Genomic DNA, 16,495 nt, shown 5'->3' on the forward strand with positions numbered 1-16,495 from the left:
CCCCGCCGCCCCTACCCGTCCCATCCCTGAGGGCTGCGCCCCCGGACCCCCGGGTGCGACCGTCGGCTGCGGGCCGCGGTGGGGGTCGGTCGCGCAGTTCCCCGCGCCCCTGAAGGGGCGCTGCGCGCGTCTTCAGCCCGTCCGGCGTTTGAGGATGGGACGGGCGGGGGCGATGAAGCTCTACAGGCGGTCCAGGACCTGGGTGAGGAGGGCGCCCATGCGGGTCGCGGAGTCGCGGCCCGCCTGGAGGACCTCTTCGTGGTTGAGAGGCTCGCCCGTCATACCGGCGGCGAGGTTGGTGACGAGGGAGATGCCGAGAACCTCCGCACCGGCCTCACGCGCGGCGATCGCTTCGAGAACCGTCGACATGCCGACGAGGTCCGCGCCGAGGACACGGGCCATCCGGATCTCGGCCGGCGTCTCGTAGTGCGGCCCGGTGAACTGCGCGTAGACGCCCTCCTCCAGGGTGGGGTCGACCTCCTTGCAGAGGGCGCGCAGCCGCGGCGAGTACAGGTCGGTGAGGTCGACGAAGTTCGCCCCGACGATCGGGGACGTCGCCGTCAGGTTGATGTGGTCGCTGATCAGCACCGGCTGGCCGGGGCGCATGTCCGCGCGCAGACCACCGCAGCCGTTGGTGAGCACGATGGTCTTGCAGCCCGCGGCGACGGCGGTACGCACGCCGTGCGCGACGGCGGCGACCCCGCGGCCCTCGTAGTAGTGGGTGCGGCCGAGGAAGACCAGGGCCCGCTTGTCACCGACCTTGTACGAGCGGATCTTGCCGCCGTGCCCCTCGACCGCCGGCGGGGGGAACCCGGGCAGCTCGGTGACCTGGAACTCGGCCTCGGGGGTGCCGAGGGCGTCCACGGCCGGAGCCCAGCCGGAGCCCATCACGAGCGCGACGTCGTGGGTCTCGGCGCCCGTCAGCTCCCGCAGGCGGGTGGCTGCGGCGTCAGCGGCGGCGTGGGGGTCGCCCTGGATGTCGTCCGGAAGAAGAGATGCGTTCACGCGCATGAGGGTAGCCGGTCCAGGCCTACGCGCGTAGATGACAGAGGTCACGGTCTTGCGATCGTTGTCTTGTCGTTTCCAACGAACGGGTGGGAACGAGGCGGACCGGCGCTTCCCACGAGGGGCGTCGGCGGCAGGGTCGCCCGGGGCGCGGAAGGGCCCCTCAGCAGGGACGCTTGCGCAGTTCCATCACGTAGTCGTGGGGCGCGCCCGCCGACTCCGCAGCGTCGGCGATCTCACCGAGGTAGCGCGCGGAGGGGAGTCCGCCCTCGTACCCGTTCAGTACGTACACCCACGCGGGTTCCTCGCCCTCCAGCGTGTGCACCCGTACGCGCATCCGGCGATATATGTCGAGGCCCACGCCCTCCCAGCGGTCCATGGAGTCCTCGTCCAGGGGGGCGATGTCGTACAGCGCCACGAAGACCTGCGAGCGGGGGGCCTCGACGAGGGTCGCCAGCGCGCCTTCCCAGCCCATGTGCTCGCCCCCGAACGTCAGCCGCCAGCCGTTCAGCCAGCCCGTGGCGCGCAGCGGCGAGTGCGGGGCGCGGCGCGTCATGAGCCGCGGGTCGAGATTGCCGGCGTACGCGGCGTAGAGCGACATGAGGTCGAGGGTACGGCAGGGAACACAGGAGCCTCTTGCGTAACAGAACGCATAAGCGCATAACGGATGAGTGCATAACGGAAGGGGCTCGGATGCGGGCGGGCGCGGCCCCCGGGCGGAAGCATCTTGAAGCGTGCGGGACAATGGAGTACGTGACTCGGATCGTGATCATCGGTGGCGGACCCGGCGGATATGAGGCGGCGCTGGTAGCCGCCCAGCTCGGCGCGGAGGTGACCGTCGTCGACTGCGACGGTCTGGGCGGGGCGTCGGTGCTCACCGACTGCGTACCGTCGAAGACCCTTATCGCGACGGCCGAGGTGATGACCACCTTCGACTCGTCGTACGAGGAGCTGGGGATCATCGTCGCCGACGACACCCCTCCCGCGGAGCAGGCGGCCCGGGTCGTCGGCGTCGACCTCGGGAAGGTCAACCGGCGTGTGAAGCGGCTCGCGCTCGCGCAGTCGCACGACATCACGGCCTCCGTGACGCGGGCCGGCGCGCGGGTGCTGCGCGGGCGTGGGCGACTGGAGGGCATGCAGTCCCTGGACGGCTCGCGCAAGGTCGTCGTACGGGCCGCGGACGGGACCGAGGAGACGCTCGTCGCCGACGCGGTGCTGATCGCCACCGGCGGGCATCCGCGTGAGCTGCCCGACGCGCAGCCGGACGGCGAGCGGATTCTGAACTGGACGCAGGTCTACGACCTCGACGAGCTCCCGGAGGAGCTCATCGTCGTCGGTTCCGGTGTCACCGGTGCCGAGTTCGCCGGTGCCTACCAGGCGCTCGGGTCGCGCGTCACGCTCGTCTCCAGCCGCGACCGCGTGCTGCCGGGCGAGGACCCGGACGCCGCCGCCGTGCTGGAGGACGTGTTCCGGCGCCGTGGCATGAACGTCATGGCCCGCTCCCGTGCCGAGTCCGCCAAGCGGGTCGGCGACCGGGTCGAGGTCACGCTCTCCGACGGCCGGGTCATCAGCGGCTCGCACTGTCTGATGGCCGTCGGCGCCATCCCGAACAGCAGCGGCATGGGTCTGGAGGAGGCCGGGGTCAGGGTCAGGGACTCCGGGCACATCTGGACCGACAAGGTCTCCAGGACCACCGCCCCGGGCGTGTACGCCGCCGGTGACGTGACGGGCGTCTTCGCCCTCGCCTCCGTCGCGGCGATGCAGGGACGTATCGCCATGTACCACTTCCTGGGCGACGCGGTCGCTCCGCTGAACCTGAAGACCGTCTCGTCCAACGTCTTCACCGACCCCGAGATCGCCACCGTCGGCTACTCGCAGGCCGACGTGGACGCGGGCAAGATCGACGCCCGGGTCGTCAAGCTGCCCCTGCTGCGCAACCCGCGCGCCAAGATGCAGGGCATCCGGGACGGTTTCGTCAAGATCTTCTGCCGCCCCGGCACCGGGATCATCGTCGGTGGTGTGGTCGTCGCGCCGCGCGCCTCGGAACTGATCCATCCCATCTCGATCGCGGTCGACAACAATCTGACGGTCGAACAGATCGCGAACGCGTTCACCGTGTACCCCTCCCTTTCGGGCTCGATCGCCGAGGTCGCCCGGCAGTTGCACACCCGCAAGGCGGGCGACGAAGGCTGACGTCCCACCCCGACTTCCCGCTGGTCACGGGGAGTTGTCGACCATTCGTACGGCATAGGCGGCGCGAGTAGGCGCGTATACCACTTCACGTACTGCCATGCGAACAACTTCTGTTATTCGGCGCAAACTGCTGAAAGCAGACGGTCGTTGGGGTTACTGTCAGTTTCGTGTTCGCTGCAGAACGTCGCCAATTGATCCTCGAAATGGTGCGAGCGAACGGGGCCGTGTCGCTCCGTGAGCTCGCCCGCGTCGTCCAGACCTCCGAAGTGACCGTACGGCGGGACGTGCGCGCACTGGAGGCAGAAGGACTCCTCGACCGCCGGCATGGCGGTGCGGTATTGCCGGGCGGGTTCACGCGGGAGTCCGGCTTTCCGCAGAAATCGCATCTCGCGACCGCCGAGAAGACGGCCATCGCCGATCTCGCCGCGGGTCTCGTCGAAGAGGGCGAGGCCATCGTGGTGGGCGCGGGCACCACTACGCAGGAGCTGGCTCGCCGGCTCGCGCGGGTGCCCGGGCTGACCGTCGTCACCAACTCCCTGCTGGTGGCGCAGGCGCTGGCCCATGCCAACCGCGTCGAGGTCGTGATGACCGGCGGCACCCTGCGCGGTTCCAACTACGCATTGGTCGGCAGCGGCGCCGAGCAGTCCCTCCAGGGGCTGCGGGTCTCGCGGGCCTTCCTCTCCGGCAGTGGGCTCACCGCCGAGCGTGGGCTGTCCACCTCCAACATGCTGTCGGCGTCCGTCGACCGCGCGCTGGTGCAGGCCGCCGCCGAGGTCGTCGTCCTCGCCGACCACACCAAGCTCGGCACCGACACCATGTTCCAGACGGTGCCGACCGATCTGATCACCCGCCTGGTCACGGACGAGCCGCCCGCGCACGACGACCGCGCGGTCACCGAACTGCAGGCCCTGGCGGACCAGGGCGTACAGATCGCGGTGGCCGGACAGTCCGGCGGCGGCACGGGAGGGGACGCGGTCCCGGCGGGGCGCCAGCCGCGCCGGGACATGCCTCTCCCCGGTCCGCGCCGCGGTCAGGTGCCGGGTGCGGGACCGCAGTTGCGCAGCGCTACCGTCCTGGGCGAGCAGTCCCCGGGGGAGCGGGCGCGAGTGGCGGATTTGCGCCGCCGCTGACCGACTCGACCGGCGTGCACCGCCCTGGGCCGTATGGCGTACGCCGGGCACCTTCCACTCGACCGTCCCCCGGTCGCGCTACGGGGAAGCGGCGCAGCTCACGGCGTACGGGTGCGGTTTGTCCGCATGCGTCCCGGCTTGCGACGGCTCCTCGTCCACCCGCAACCTGTCCCTGACACGGCGACGGGAGGCGGTGACGCACAGGTGAACGACGGATCGCGCCGTTCGCACCGGCGACGGATGCGGTACGTCGTCCTGGGGAGCCGGTCCGCCCGCGGAGTGAAGGCGGTGGCACGGCCCCGTACGGCGGGGACGACGGTCCGGCGTGCCACGGAGCGCGACGACGTGCCGGTGAACCAGGGGCTGCGGGTGGCCGCGGCGTACGCATGGCGGATGCTGGTGCTCGGGGTGGCCGTGTACGCGGCCTTCAAGATCCTGGGCCGGTTGCAACTGGTCGCCGTGGCGTTGTTCCTCGCGCTGGTGGTGACCTCGGTGCTGCGTCCCCTGGCCGATCTGCTGGCGCGGCGCATGCCCCGGTCCCTGGCCGTCGTGGTGAGCGTCGTGGGCAGTCTGGTGCTGATGCTCGGGCTGCTGGCGCTGGTCGGCGGCCTGGTCGCGGGCGAGTGGGACCAGTTGGGGCAGCAGTTCGCCGGGGGCATCGGGCGGATCCAGCGGTGGCTGGAGGGGCCTCCCTTCCGCGTCCGCCACACCGTGCTGTCGAACTTTCAGGGCAAGGTGAGGACGTACCTCTCGGAGCACCGCTCCGCGCTGATCAGCAGCGCCCTCAGCGGTGTCGGGCGGGCGGTGGAGGTGTTGACCGGAGGGGTGCTCGCGCTGTTCTGCTCGCTGTTCTTCATCCACTCCGGGGACAGGTTCTGGCAGTGGTTCCAGGGCCTGCTGCCCGAGAGTGCCCGGGATCCCTGGGGCCGCGGGGGACGGGCCGCGTGGCGGACGTTCGCCGGGTACACCCGCGGCATCATCATCGTGGCCGCCACCAACGCCGTACTGGTCGGGATCGCCCTGTTCGCGCTGCGCGTGCCGCTGGCCCTGCCGTTGACCCTGCTGGAGTTCTTCGCCGCGTTCATCCCGCTGGTGGGCTCGCCCATCGCGCTGGCCGTGGCCACGGTCGTCGCGCTGGCCTCACGGGGGCCGGTCATCGCGCTCGTGGTGCTCGCCATGATCGTGGTCGTCGGCCAGATCGAGGGCCACGTCCTGCACCCGCTCGTGCTGAGCTGGGCGGTCCGGCTGCACCCGGTGGTCGTGGCCCTGTCCGTCATCTCGGGCGGCATCCTCGCCGGTGTGATCGGCGCGGTCGTCGCCGTCCCGATGGTGTCGGTCGCCTGGTCCGTGATCAGCGAGATCCGAACCCACCCCGACCCACCCCACCCCGGCCGCTCACCCGGCTGAGACGACGAATTCCCCGACCTGGGGCGGCTTGGGTTTGGGGGAGATGGTCGACGGGCTGTGACCCGGAGGATGGTCTGCGGCCTGCCGCTGGGTGAGGCGGTCTGCGGGCCGCCGCCGGGAGGACGGTGTGCGGGCCGTCGCGATTCGTGAGGTGCGGGTCCGGCGCGGGCCGGACCTCCCCGGCCGCTCACCGCTGAGGCGACGATTTCTCCGGCCCCTGGCCCCTGGCCCCCGACCTCCGGCCCGACCCCCGGCCTCCGGCTCCCGGCCTCCGGCCTGCGGCCCGGCCCCCTACCTGCGGCCCGGCTCCCGACCCCCGGCCCCCGGCTCCCGACCCCCGGCCCCCGGCTCCCGGCCCCCGGCTCCCGGCCTCGGGCTCCCGGCCTCGGGCTCCCGGCCTCCGGCCTCCGGCTCCCGGCCCCCTACCTGCGGCCCGGCTCCCGACCCCCGGCTCCCGACCCCCGGCCTCGGGCTCCCGGCCTCGGGCTCCCGGCCTCCGGCCCGGCCCCCTACCTGCGGCCCGGCTCCCGACCCCCGGCCCCCGGCTCCCGGCCCCCGGCTCCCGGTCCCCGACCCCTGGCTCCCGGCCCCGGCCCCCGGCCCCCAAGCCCGCGGCCCGGGGCTCGGAGGGGCGGGCTGTGGGCTGGGGGCCGGGGAAAGCGGGCCGGTTGTTGTGGGGAACGGCGAAGCGCCCGGCGGACCGATTGCTCGGTTCGGCGGGCGCTTCGGGTGTCGTACGACCGTGTTGTCAGTCCTTGATCTCACAGATCGCGGCGCCGGACGTGATGGACGCGCCGACCTCCGCGCTCAGGCCCTTGATGGTGCCGGAGCGGTGGGCGTTGAGGGGCTGTTCCATCTTCATGGCCTCCAGGACGACGACGAGGTCGCCCTCCTTGACCTCCTGGCCCTCCTCGACCGCGACCTTGACGATCGTGCCCTGCATGGGCGAGGCGAGCGTGTCACCGGAGGCGACCGGGCCGGACTTCTTGGCCGCGCGGCGCTTGGGCTTGGCGCCGGCGGCGAGGCCGGTGCGGGCCAGGGACATGCCCAGCGAGGACGGCAGCGAGACCTCGAGGCGCTTGCCGCCGACCTCGACGACAACCGTCTCGCGGCCCGGCTCCTCGTCGGTCTCCATGTCCGCGGGGGCCGTGAACGCGGGGATCTCGTTGTTGAACTCGGTCTCGATCCAGCGGGTGTGGACCGTGAACGGGTCGGCGGAGCCGGTCAGTTCGGGGGCGAAGGCCGGGTCCTGGACCACCGCGCGGTGGAACGGGATGGCGGTCGCCATGCCCTCGACCTGGAACTCCTCCAGCGCGCGGGCGGCGCGCTGGAGCGCCTGCTCGCGGGTGGCGCCGGTGACGATCAGCTTGGCGAGCAGGGAGTCCCAGGCCGGACCGATCACACTGCCGGATTCGACGCCCGCGTCCAGGCGCACGCCCGGTCCGGACGGCGGGGCGAACAGCGTCACCGTGCCGGGGGCGGGCAGGAAGTTGCGTCCCGGGTCCTCGCCGTTGATGCGGAACTCGAAGGAGTGGCCGCGCAGGGCGGGGTCGCCGTAGCCGAGTTCCTCGCCGTCGGCGATGCGGAACATCTCGCGGACGAGGTCGATGCCGGCGACTTCCTCGGTGACGGGGTGCTCGACCTGGAGGCGGGTGTTGACCTCGAGGAAGGAGATCGTGCCGTCCATGCCGACGAGGAACTCCACGGTGCCGGCGCCGACGTAACCGGCCTCCTTGAGGATCGCCTTGGAGGAGGAGTACAGCTCCGCCACCTGGGCGTCCGACAGGAACGGCGCGGGGGCCTCTTCGACCAGTTTCTGGTGGCGGCGCTGGAGGGAGCAGTCGCGGGTGGAGACGACGACGACGTTGCCGTGGGTGTCGGCCAGGCACTGGGTCTCGACGTGGCGGGGCTTGTCGAGGTAGCGCTCGACGAAGCACTCGCCGCGGCCGAACGCGGCGACCGCCTCACGCACGGCGGAGTCGTAGAGCTCGGGGACCTCTTCGAGGGTGCGGGCGACCTTCAGGCCGCGTCCGCCGCCGCCGAAGGCGGCCTTGATCGCGATCGGCAGCCCGTGCTCCTTGGCGAAGGCGACGACCTCGTCGGCGCCGTTCACCGGGTCGGGGGTGCCCGCGACGAGGGGGGCGCCGGCGCGCTGGGCGATGTGGCGGGCGGCGACCTTGTCGCCGAGGTCGCGGATGGCCTGCGGAGGCGGGCCGATCCAGGTCAGGCCGGCGTCCAGGACCGCCTGGGCGAACTCGGCGTTCTCCGACAGGAAGCCGTAGCCCGGGTGGATGGCGTCCGCGCCGGAGTCCTTGGCGGCCTGGAGGACCTTGGCGATGTCCAGGTAGCTGGTGGCGGGGGTGTCACCGCCCAAAGCGAACGCCTCGTCCGCCGCCCGGACATGCAGAGCGTCCCTGTCTGGTTCCGCATACACGGCAACGCTCGCGATCCCGGCATCCCGGCACGCCCGGGCCACGCGGACAGCGATTTCGCCACGGTTGGCGATGAGCACCTTGCGCACGATGGCTCCCTCCTTGAAACAAGCCGAGTTTAGGGACTGCCGACACGACCTTTCGACCCGTCCCCAATGGTGAGCTTGCCCACACGGAGCGTGATTCGAGGCTCGCTCGACCCGCGAGATCCCTTGTCACACCGCGGTACGCAGGAATCCTTGGCTGAACCCTAGCCCTCCTGTGTGGCCAAGGTCTCTGTGAGGCCGTGCTGCGACGCACAGCGTTTCTTTGTGGAGTCCCTACGAATGGCCCAAGGATTCTTTGCCCGCGGCCGAACCCTTGTCCCGGCGTTTACCCGTTAGTAGCGTTCGGGAGGTCTCGAACATACTTGGGGTAACAGCACTCGGAAGTGGGTGGGGACCGGTGGTGCGCAGACCGGTGGCGTGGGTGGCGGCGATCGTGCTCTTCGTGGAGGCGATCGGCATCGCGCTGCTGAACTGGTTCCTCGGCGTGGTCGTCGACCGCCAGGACATGTCTCTTGCGGGTCTCGACTCGGACATGATGTCCGTCTCGTCCAAGGTCGGGGGGCTGGTCTTCGGCCTCTACTTCGCGCTGTGCGGCGTCGCCGCGCTGCTCGTTGCGGTGCGCGACCGCGCCCCGGGCCTCTTCGGCCGCATCCTGCTGATCAGCGCCGCCGTGGTGCACGGTCTGCTCGGCGCGTTCACGGTGGGCCTGGTGGGCTGGGGCGCGTTCGTGTTCATGATGGTGGCGCTCGGGCTGATCGTGTTCACCCTGTTGGCCTTCGACCGCGGCGCGGGTCCCGCCGACGCCGCGCCGGGCGACGGCGCGGGCGGCGAGGACGGCAACGGGGGCGCGAAAGGGGACGCGAACGGGGGCACGAACGGAGGTACCGGGGGATCCCCCATCACGGCGCCCCCGACACCGAGCGCGTCCTGATCACTTCTCCCGTGGGGCCCACAACTCCGTGATGCCCACGCCCAGTTCGGCCAGCAGGCGGCGCACCAGCGGCAGGGAGATGCCGATGACGTTGCCGTGGTCGCCGTCGATGCCCTCGATGAAGGGGGCCGAGCGGCCGTCGAGCGTGAAGGCCCCGGCGACGTGGAGCGGCTCGCCCGAGGCGACGTACGCGGCGATCTCGGCGTCGGTCGGGTCGCCGAAGCGGACCACTGTGGACGCGGTCCCCGACGCGTAGCGCTTGGCGGCCGTGTCGTAGACGCAGTGTCCCGTCTGGAGGGTGCCGGCCCGGCCGCGCATCGCCTTCCAGCGTGCGGTGGCCTCCTCGGCGTCCTTGGGCTTGCCCAGTGCCTCGCCGTCCAGGTCGAGGACCGAGTCGCAGCCGATCACCAGGGCGCCCTGGACCTCGGTCCGGGCGGCCACGACGGAGGCCTTGGCCTCGGCCAGGGCGAGCGCGAGTTCGGCGGGGGTCGGGGCGGAGACGGCGTCCTCGTCGACGCCGCTCACGATGACCTCGGGGTCGAGTCCGGCCTGGCGCAGCAGGCCGAGCCGGGCGGGGGACTGCGAGGCGAGCACGAGGCGGCGGCGCGGCTGATCAGTCATGCGGTCAGAGTATCGGCGTGGGCGTGTCGCCCCCGTCGCCCTTTCGCCTTGCGCCGAACACGCCGCGCCGATCACCTCGCGTCGATCACGCCCCGCCGATCACATCACTCCGAGGACGATCATCGCGAGCAGCATGGCCAACGCCAGGAGAAGGCCGAGCCGCCGCAACATCTCCTGCATGTCGCGAAGTTCTTTGGGCGGCTCGTTCTCCGGGTCGGACCACAGCATGCCTTCGATCGTGCGGCGGCGAGGGCGCAGACCGCCTGAGTACGCGTACTCAACTTGCGCCCGACCCGATTAAACGGGTCCAGGGTTCCTTTAGTGTGCGTCCGCCTGCTACGGTCACGCCATTCGCTAAAGGAACTCTGGTCCCTTTTAGGGAGGCAGCTGCCGTGTTCACCACCGCCTGGACCGCATCGCCCCAGCTCCCCGCCGTGGGCTTCACTGCCAACTGGTCCCAGGAGGGCTTCTGGCGTCAGACCCTGCGCCAGGTCGTCCGCATCGGGGCGGGCGGCGGCCGGGTTCGTATACGACTGTCGAACGCGTACGGCACCTCGCCGCTGCGGATCGCCGGGGCCACCGTGGCCCGTGCGGGAGAGGGGGCCGGTGTCGAGCCCGGCTCACTGCGGCGGCTCACCTTCGAGGGGGCCGGGGGCGTCGAGATCCCGGCGCGCGGACAGGTCGCCAGCGACCCCGCCGAACTCGTGGTGGAGGCCCTGGAGTCCGTGACCGTCACCCTGCACCTCGACGCCGTCACCGGGCCCGCGACCTTCCACGCCCAGGCCTTCGCGACGAGTCACCGGGGCGAAGGGGACCGCCTCGACGACCTCGACGGCGACGGATTCGGCGTGACGAGCGAGTCCTGGTACTTCCTGTCGGCCGTCGAGGTCGACGCGGGCGGCCGTACGGACGGTGTCGTGCTCTTCGGGGACTCCATCGTGGACGGGTTCGGCTCGACGCCGGGCGCGAACCGCCGCTGGTCGGACGCGCTCGCCGAGCGTACGGGGCGGCCCGTTCTGGGCGCCGGCATCGGCGGGAACCTGCTGCTGAACGACTCCGCCTGGTACGGGGAGAAGGGCGTCCGACGGTTCGGACGGGACGTTCTCGAACAGGCCGGGGTCGAGGCGGTCGTCGTGCTGCTGGGGCTCAACGACATCGGGTTCAGCGAGACGGACGAACAGCCGACGTACAAGCCCGCGCCCGTGGTGGAGGCCGATGAACTCATCGACGGGTACCGGGAGCTGATACGACAGGCTCGTGGGCGGGGGCTGCGGGCGATCGGGGCGACGCTGCTCCCCTTCGGGGGGTCCGATCACTGGGGGGAGCGGGCGGCGAAGGTGAGCCGTGAGGTGAACGGGTGGATTCTCGGGGCGGGGGAGTGGGACGCGGTGGTGGACCTCAACGGGGTGTTGGCCGATCCGGGGGATCCGGACCGGCTACGGGGTGTGTACGACTTCGGCGATCACCTGCACCCCAATGACGCCGGGTACGAGGTGATGGCCGAGGAGGTGGCGCGGTGCTTCTAGGCGGGCCAGTACGTGCGCGTCCATGCCGTGGGGCCCGGCTGGGGCAGGTGCTGGGCGGCTATGCGGGACGGGTCCGACCAGGAGTCCCGGGTGCCGGGCGCGCCGGGCGGCGTGGTGGCCGCCGCGGCGCGCGCTCGGACCACCGCCAGAGCGGCGGCCAGCTCCTCCGGGGTCGGATTGCCCCGTACGACCTTGATCGTCATGTCTGCTCCCAAGGGTCCGGGGTTCTAGAGCGGGATGTTGCCGTGCTTCTTCGGAGGGAGTGATTCCCGCTTCGTACGCAGCTGACGCAGGCCCCGTACGACGTGGGAGCGGGTGTCGGAGGGCATGATCACCGCGTCGATGTAGCCGCGTTCGGCCGCCGTGTAGGGGTTGAGGAGGGTGTCCTCGTACTCCTGGATCAAGCGGGCCCGGGTGGCGTCCTGGTCCTCGGCGGTGGCGATGGTGCGGCGGTGCAGGATGTTCACCGCGCCCTGCGCGCCCATCACCGCGATCTGGGCGGTCGGCCAGGCGAGGTTGAGGTCCGCGCCCAGGTGCTTGGAGCCCATGACGTCGTAGGCGCCGCCGAAGGCCTTGCGGGTGATGACCGTGATGAGCGGGACGGTCGCCTCGGCGTACGCGTAGATCAGCTTGGCGCCGCGGCGGATGATGCCCGTGTGCTCCTGGTCGACGCCCGGCAGGAAGCCGGGGACGTCCACGAAGGTGATGACGGGGACGTTGAAGGCGTCGCAGGTGCGCACGAAGCGGGCCGCCTTCTCGGACGCGTCGATGTCCAGACAGCCGGCGAACTGCATCGGCTGGTTGGCGACGATGCCCACCGGGCGGCCCTCGACCCGTCCGAAGCCGGTGAGGATGTTCGGCGCGAACAGCGCCTGGGTCTCGAAGAACTCGGCGTCGTCCAGGATGTGTTCGATCACCGCGTGCATGTCGTACGGCTGGTTCGCGCTGTCCGGCACGATCACGTCCAGCTCGCGGTCCTCGTCCGTGAGCGCGAGGTCCGCCTCCTCGGGGAAGACCGGGGGCTCACTGAGGTTGTTGGACGGCAGGTACGACAGCAGCTGCTTGACGTACTCGATGGCGTCCTTCTCGTCGCCCGCCATGTGGTGGGCCACACCCGACACCGCGTTGTGGGTGCGCGCGCCGCCGAGCTCCTCGAAGCCGACGTCCTCGCCCGTCACCGTCTTGATGACGTCGGGCCCCGTGATGAACATGTGTGAGGTCTGGTCGACCATGATCGTGAAGTCGGTGATCGCGGGGGAGTACACCGCGCCGCCCGCGCAGGGGCCGACGACGAGCGAGATCTGCGGGATGACACCGGAGGCGTGCGTGTTGCGGCGGAAGATCTCGCCGTACATGCCGAGCGCGCTGACACCCTCCTGGATGCGGGCGCCACCGGAGTCGTTGATGCCGATGACCGGACAGCCGGTCTTCAGCGCGAAGTCCATCACCTTCATGATCTTCTGGCCGAAGACCTCGCCCAGGGCACCACCGAAGACGGTGAAGTCCTGGGAGAAGACGGCGACGGGACGGCCGTCGACCATGCCGTAGCCGGTGACGACACCGTCGCCGTAGGGCCGGTTGTTCTCCATGCCGAAGTCGGTCGAGCGGTGCTGCGCGAACTCGTCCAGCTCGACGAACGAGCCCTCGTCGATCAGCAGCTCGATCCGCTCACGGGCCGTCAACTTGCCCTTGGCGTGCTGCTTTTCGACAGCGCGTGCCGAGCCGGCGTGCGTCGCTTCCTGGACGCGGCGCCGCAGGTCCGCGAGTTTGCCCGCGGTCGTGTGGATGTCGGGGTGGTGCAGCTCTTCCGGCTCGGACATCGGGGTGCGGCTCCCTGCCTGCTCAGTGGGAATATGAGGGTGATGTGCTCAGGGGGTTGCTACTGACTCGTAGGGTAGTGGTGCCGATACCGTTCGGCAGTGCGGCGTTTACCACACCTAGGGTGGGTTGCATGACGCCGCGAGATGCTTCAGACGCGAACGACAACCCGTGGTCCGACCTGGACCGTCCACCGCTGAACGGGACCGCCCTGCGCCGGGCTCTGGTGCGCGAGGGCGGGCTCTGGGGTGATGTCCGGGTCACGCCGCGCACCGGGTCCACCAACTCCGACCTCGTGGCCCTCGCCACGGACGAGAAGGCCGACGAGGGCGTCGTCCTCGTCGCCGAGGAGCAGAACGCCGGGCGGGGCCGCCTGGACCGCCAGTGGACGGCACCGGCCCGCTCGGGCCTGTTCTTCTCCGTGCTGCTGAGGCCCGCCGGGGTTCCCGTCGAGCGCTGGGGCTGGCTCCCGCTGCTCACCGGGGTCGCGGTGGCCACGGCCCTGTCCAAGGTGGCGGGGGTCGACACGGCACTCAAGTGGCCCAACGACCTGCTGGTCACCGTGGGCGGCGAGGAGCGCAAGACGGGCGGCATCCTCGCCGAGCGCGCCGGGAACGACGCGGTCGTCGTCGGCATCGGAATCAACGTCACCCTGCGCGAGGACGAACTCCCCGTGCCCGGCGCGGGCTCCCTCGCCCTCGCGGGCGCCACGACCACGGACCGTGACACCGTGCTGCGGGCCGTCCTGCGCTCCCTGGAGCAGTGGTACGTGAAGTGGCGGGCCGTGGCCGGCGACCCCGTCGCCTCCGGTCTCCAGGAGACGTATGCCGCGGGATGCGCGACCCTCGGAAGGGTGGTGCGTGCCGAACTGCCCGGCGGCACGTCGATCACCGGGGAGGCGGTGGCGGTCGACGGGGACGGGCGTCTGGTCCTGGCCACGGAGGAGGGCGTACAGCAGCCGGTGGGAGCCGGGGACATCGTTCATCTGCGGCCGGCGTGAGCCGAGGAGGCCGGTGGACCGTACTCAGCGGTGGGGTCCGGAACCGATCGTGGTGCCGAGCTCCGACCGGGCGTACGAGTCAGGAGTGAGCCAGCGCACACCTGCCGTAGAGTTGAGCGCGGTCGATACCTGACCACGGCAGATCGGAAGGGCAGCAGGCGTGACCGTCGACGACACGGGCTCCGGCACGGGTGCGCACCCCGCCCCCGACGGTGAGCCGGGGCGTACCGCCGGGCCGGTCACCGACCCGGCGCCCGCACGCGTCGACACGAACGGTGACATGGCCGGCGAGAAGACCGCCGGGCCGACCGGTGAGACGACCGGGCGGATGGACGGACAGAGCCGCTTGGACGCGCAGAACCGGATGGACGAGGAGTCCGTCGACTCCGGCGAGGACCCCCTCGCGCTGCGCCTCGAAACGCTCATCCTCGGCGCCGAGCGCCGCTACACCCCCTTCCAGGCCGCCCGCAGCGCAGGCGTCTCCATGGAACTGGCCTCGCGTTTCTGGCGGGCCATGGGCTTCGCCGACATCGGCCAGGCCAAGGCGCTGACCGAGGCCGACGTACTGGCGCTGCGGCGCCTCGCCGGTCTCGTCGAGGCGGGCCTGCTGAGCGAGGCGATGGCGGTCCAGGTCGCCCGCTCCACCGGGCAGACCACGGCCCGCCTGGCCGAATGGCAGATCGACTCCTTCCTGGAGGGCCTGACCGAGCCCCCCGAGCCGGGCATGACGCGCACCGAGGTCACGTACCCCCTGATCGAGCTGCTCCTGCCCGAGCTGGAGGAGTTCATCGTCTACGTCTGGCGGCGCCAGCTCGCCGCCGCGACCGGCCGCGTCGTCCAGGCCGGCGACGACGAGGAGATGGTCGACCGCCGCCTCGCCGTCGGCTTCGCGGACCTGGTCGGCTTCACGCGGCTGACGCGCCGGATGGAGGAGGAGGAACTCGGCGAGCTCGTCGAGGCCTTCGAGACCACCGCCGCCGACCTGGTGGCCGCGCACGGGGGGCGCCTCATCAAGACCCTCGGTGACGAGGTGCTGTACGCCGCGGACGACGCCGGGATCGCCGCCGAGATCGCCCTGCGCCTCATCGAGACGATGGCCAACGACGAGACGATGCCGGAGCTGCGCGTCGGCATCGCCTTCGGCACCGTGACGACCCGCATGGGCGACGTCTTCGGTACGACGGTGAACCTCGCCTCGCGGCTCACGTCGATAGCGCCACGGGATGCCGTCCTGGTGGACGGCGCCTTCGCGGAGGAACTGATCCGCACCGCGGACGCGCCCGCCTCCGAGGCGGAGGCCGCCGAGGCCGCGGCCGCCGCGGAGAAGGAGGGCGAGGAGCCGCCCGTCTACCGCTTCGCCCTCCAGCCGATGTGGCAGCGTCCCGTCCGCGGCCTCGGCGTGGTCGAACCATGGCTGCTGGCCCGCCGAAACGGCGACCAGCCGTAGGCTCTGCTTCCCTCGAGAGACGTTTCCCTCAAGAGACCCTGTTTCCCTCAAGGGCCTCCGGCGGGGCCCGCCAGATCGTTCACACAGATGCCGACGATCGGCACGCACAGACCCGGCGGGTTCTGGGTGGGCGCCGGGGCCGGGGCGTGGGTGGTGGGACTCGGGGCCGGCGGACGCTGCGTGTGCGGCTGCGACGGTACGACGACGGGCGCGGTCGGGATGCCGGTCGTGTCCGGCACGCTCCCCACGGGGACGCTCGCCCGGGCGGACGGGATCGTCGCCGTCGCTGAGGGTGAGGCGGCCGTCGACGGTGCCGCGGGCGCCGGGCTCACGCCCGAGGTCGGGGTCGCGCTCGCCCCGCCCTGCGCGCCGGTCGGGCCCGAGGGCGCCGGATGCGCGGAGGGCACGGTCCAGGCGGTCGGCGCGGCGTCGAGCGCCTCGTCCGTGGCGACCCCGGGCCTCGGCTCCGCCTCCGCGTTCCCGCCGCCTACGACCGACTCCGGTGCCATCCGCGCCAGGCTCAACGCCCCCGCGGCCAGCGCGAGCCCACCCGCGGCGAACAGCGCCCGCCGGGGCCGCGGTTTACGGTGCCGCCCCCGGCCGCCCCGCTCCGGGGGCGGACCGATCCCCTCGCCCTCCGCGAGCCTCGCTGAGGCGCCACCTGCGGGTGCGGGGCCTGCCGCCGGGCGACCGGCGGGCGTGCGGTCGGCCCCTACGGGGCGGGGCGCGGGGCGGGTTGCCGCGCCACCGGCCCCCGCCGGGGCCCAGGTCGTGCCACCGGTCGGCCTGGGATCCGGCGTCGCCCGGTCGGCAGCCGGGCGACCGGCCATCGGATCGGCCGGGGCCCTACGCGCCGCCGGAGCGCGGCCGGGTGCCGGGGACCCCGCCGCGGCGAGGCCGCCCGGTACGTGGCCGCTCAGCGGGTCGGTGGCTGCCCC

Annotated in this window: 15 protein-coding genes; 7 read left to right on the forward strand and 8 right to left on the reverse strand. The window is 71.8% G+C overall.

Features of this window, described 5'->3' with window-relative positions; all coding sequences use genetic code 11:
• Window positions 1–180 precede the first annotated feature (180 nt).
• Together OG798_RS33100 and OG798_RS33105 are read right to left on the reverse strand one after the other, a co-directional pair.
• Window positions 181–1,005, reverse strand: a complete 825-nt coding sequence (locus tag OG798_RS33100; RefSeq protein ID WP_060896436.1) for a purine-nucleoside phosphorylase — start codon at window positions 1,003–1,005, stop codon at window positions 181–183.
• A gap of 163 nt (window positions 1,006–1,168) precedes the next feature.
• Window positions 1,169–1,606, reverse strand: coding sequence for a gamma-glutamylcyclotransferase (locus OG798_RS33105; RefSeq protein WP_075028313.1), 438 nt, complete (start codon window positions 1,604–1,606; stop codon window positions 1,169–1,171).
• Between the two features lie 92 nt (window positions 1,607–1,698).
• On the opposite strand from OG798_RS33105, the gene OG798_RS33110 reads away from it, so the two are divergent.
• From OG798_RS33110 to OG798_RS33120, 3 genes are all read left to right on the forward strand, one after another.
• Window positions 1,699–3,198 carry an NAD(P)H-quinone dehydrogenase gene (locus tag OG798_RS33110; protein WP_323138749.1) on the forward strand — a complete coding sequence of 500 codons (1,500 nt, stop codon included), beginning with the start codon at window positions 1,699–1,701 and terminating at the stop codon, window positions 3,196–3,198.
• 167 nt (window positions 3,199–3,365) lie between these two features.
• Window positions 3,366–4,328 (forward strand): DeoR/GlpR family DNA-binding transcription regulator, encoded by a 963-nt coding sequence (locus OG798_RS33115; RefSeq protein ID WP_095852910.1) that lies wholly within the window; start codon window positions 3,366–3,368, stop codon window positions 4,326–4,328.
• Window positions 4,329–4,568: 240 nt separating this feature from the next.
• Window positions 4,569–5,735, forward strand: coding sequence for an AI-2E family transporter (locus tag OG798_RS33120; protein WP_121415188.1), 1,167 nt, complete (start codon window positions 4,569–4,571; stop codon window positions 5,733–5,735).
• Window positions 5,736–6,483: 748 nt separating this feature from the next.
• Here the strand turns inward: OG798_RS33120 and OG798_RS33125 are convergent.
• Window positions 6,484–8,256 (reverse strand): acetyl/propionyl/methylcrotonyl-CoA carboxylase subunit alpha, encoded by a 1,773-nt coding sequence (locus tag OG798_RS33125; RefSeq protein WP_095852908.1) that lies wholly within the window; start codon window positions 8,254–8,256, stop codon window positions 6,484–6,486.
• Between the two features lie 355 nt (window positions 8,257–8,611).
• Here OG798_RS33125 and OG798_RS33130 point away from each other — a divergent pair, with 355 nt between their 5' ends.
• Complete coding sequence (locus OG798_RS33130) at window positions 8,612–9,145, forward strand: hypothetical protein (protein WP_097224954.1); 534 nt, start codon at window positions 8,612–8,614, stop codon at window positions 9,143–9,145.
• Here OG798_RS33130 and OG798_RS33135 read toward each other — a convergent pair whose 3' ends face one another.
• Both OG798_RS33135 and mmpB read right to left on the reverse strand, forming a co-directional pair.
• Window positions 9,146–9,766 (reverse strand): Maf family protein, encoded by a 621-nt coding sequence (locus tag OG798_RS33135; RefSeq protein ID WP_095852907.1) that lies wholly within the window; start codon window positions 9,764–9,766, stop codon window positions 9,146–9,148. It lies immediately after the preceding gene.
• Between the two features lie 99 nt (window positions 9,767–9,865).
• A complete protein-coding gene (gene mmpB, locus OG798_RS33140) occupies window positions 9,866–9,994 on the reverse strand; it encodes a morphogenic membrane protein MmpB (protein ID WP_095852906.1) in 129 nt (42 codons plus the stop codon).
• 164 nt (window positions 9,995–10,158) lie between these two features.
• On the opposite strand from mmpB, the gene OG798_RS33145 reads away from it, so the two are divergent.
• Window positions 10,159–11,292, forward strand: coding sequence for an SGNH/GDSL hydrolase family protein (locus OG798_RS33145; protein ID WP_267062692.1), 1,134 nt, complete (start codon window positions 10,159–10,161; stop codon window positions 11,290–11,292).
• Here the strand turns inward: OG798_RS33145 and OG798_RS33150 are convergent.
• The gene (locus tag OG798_RS33150; RefSeq protein WP_054234735.1) at window positions 11,289–11,495 is read right to left on the reverse strand and encodes an acyl-CoA carboxylase epsilon subunit; all 207 of its coding nucleotides are present in this window, start codon (window positions 11,493–11,495) and stop codon (window positions 11,289–11,291) included. The genes OG798_RS33145 and OG798_RS33150 overlap by 4 nt on opposite strands.
• A 24-nt stretch (window positions 11,496–11,519) precedes the next feature.
• Window positions 11,520–13,112, reverse strand: coding sequence for an acyl-CoA carboxylase subunit beta (locus OG798_RS33155; protein WP_095852904.1), 1,593 nt, complete (start codon window positions 13,110–13,112; stop codon window positions 11,520–11,522).
• 131 nt (window positions 13,113–13,243) lie between these two features.
• Here OG798_RS33155 and OG798_RS33160 point away from each other — a divergent pair, with 131 nt between their 5' ends.
• Both OG798_RS33160 and OG798_RS33165 read left to right on the forward strand, forming a co-directional pair.
• Complete coding sequence (locus tag OG798_RS33160) at window positions 13,244–14,110, forward strand: biotin--[acetyl-CoA-carboxylase] ligase (RefSeq protein ID WP_121415184.1); 867 nt, start codon at window positions 13,244–13,246, stop codon at window positions 14,108–14,110.
• 364 nt (window positions 14,111–14,474) lie between these two features.
• Window positions 14,475–15,557 carry an adenylate/guanylate cyclase domain-containing protein gene (locus OG798_RS33165; RefSeq protein WP_229889303.1) on the forward strand — a complete coding sequence of 361 codons (1,083 nt, stop codon included), beginning with the start codon at window positions 14,475–14,477 and terminating at the stop codon, window positions 15,555–15,557.
• Window positions 15,558–15,604: 47 nt separating this feature from the next.
• Here the strand turns inward: OG798_RS33165 and OG798_RS33170 are convergent, their stop codons facing one another.
• The gene (locus OG798_RS33170; protein WP_097224952.1) at window positions 15,605–16,066 is read right to left on the reverse strand and encodes a hypothetical protein; all 462 of its coding nucleotides are present in this window, start codon (window positions 16,064–16,066) and stop codon (window positions 15,605–15,607) included.
• Between the last annotated feature and the right edge of the window lie 429 nt (window positions 16,067–16,495).

This window comes from Streptomyces sp. NBC_00271 (assembly GCF_036178845.1).
In the GTDB taxonomy this organism is placed as follows: Bacteria; Actinomycetota; Actinomycetes; order Streptomycetales; family Streptomycetaceae; genus Streptomyces.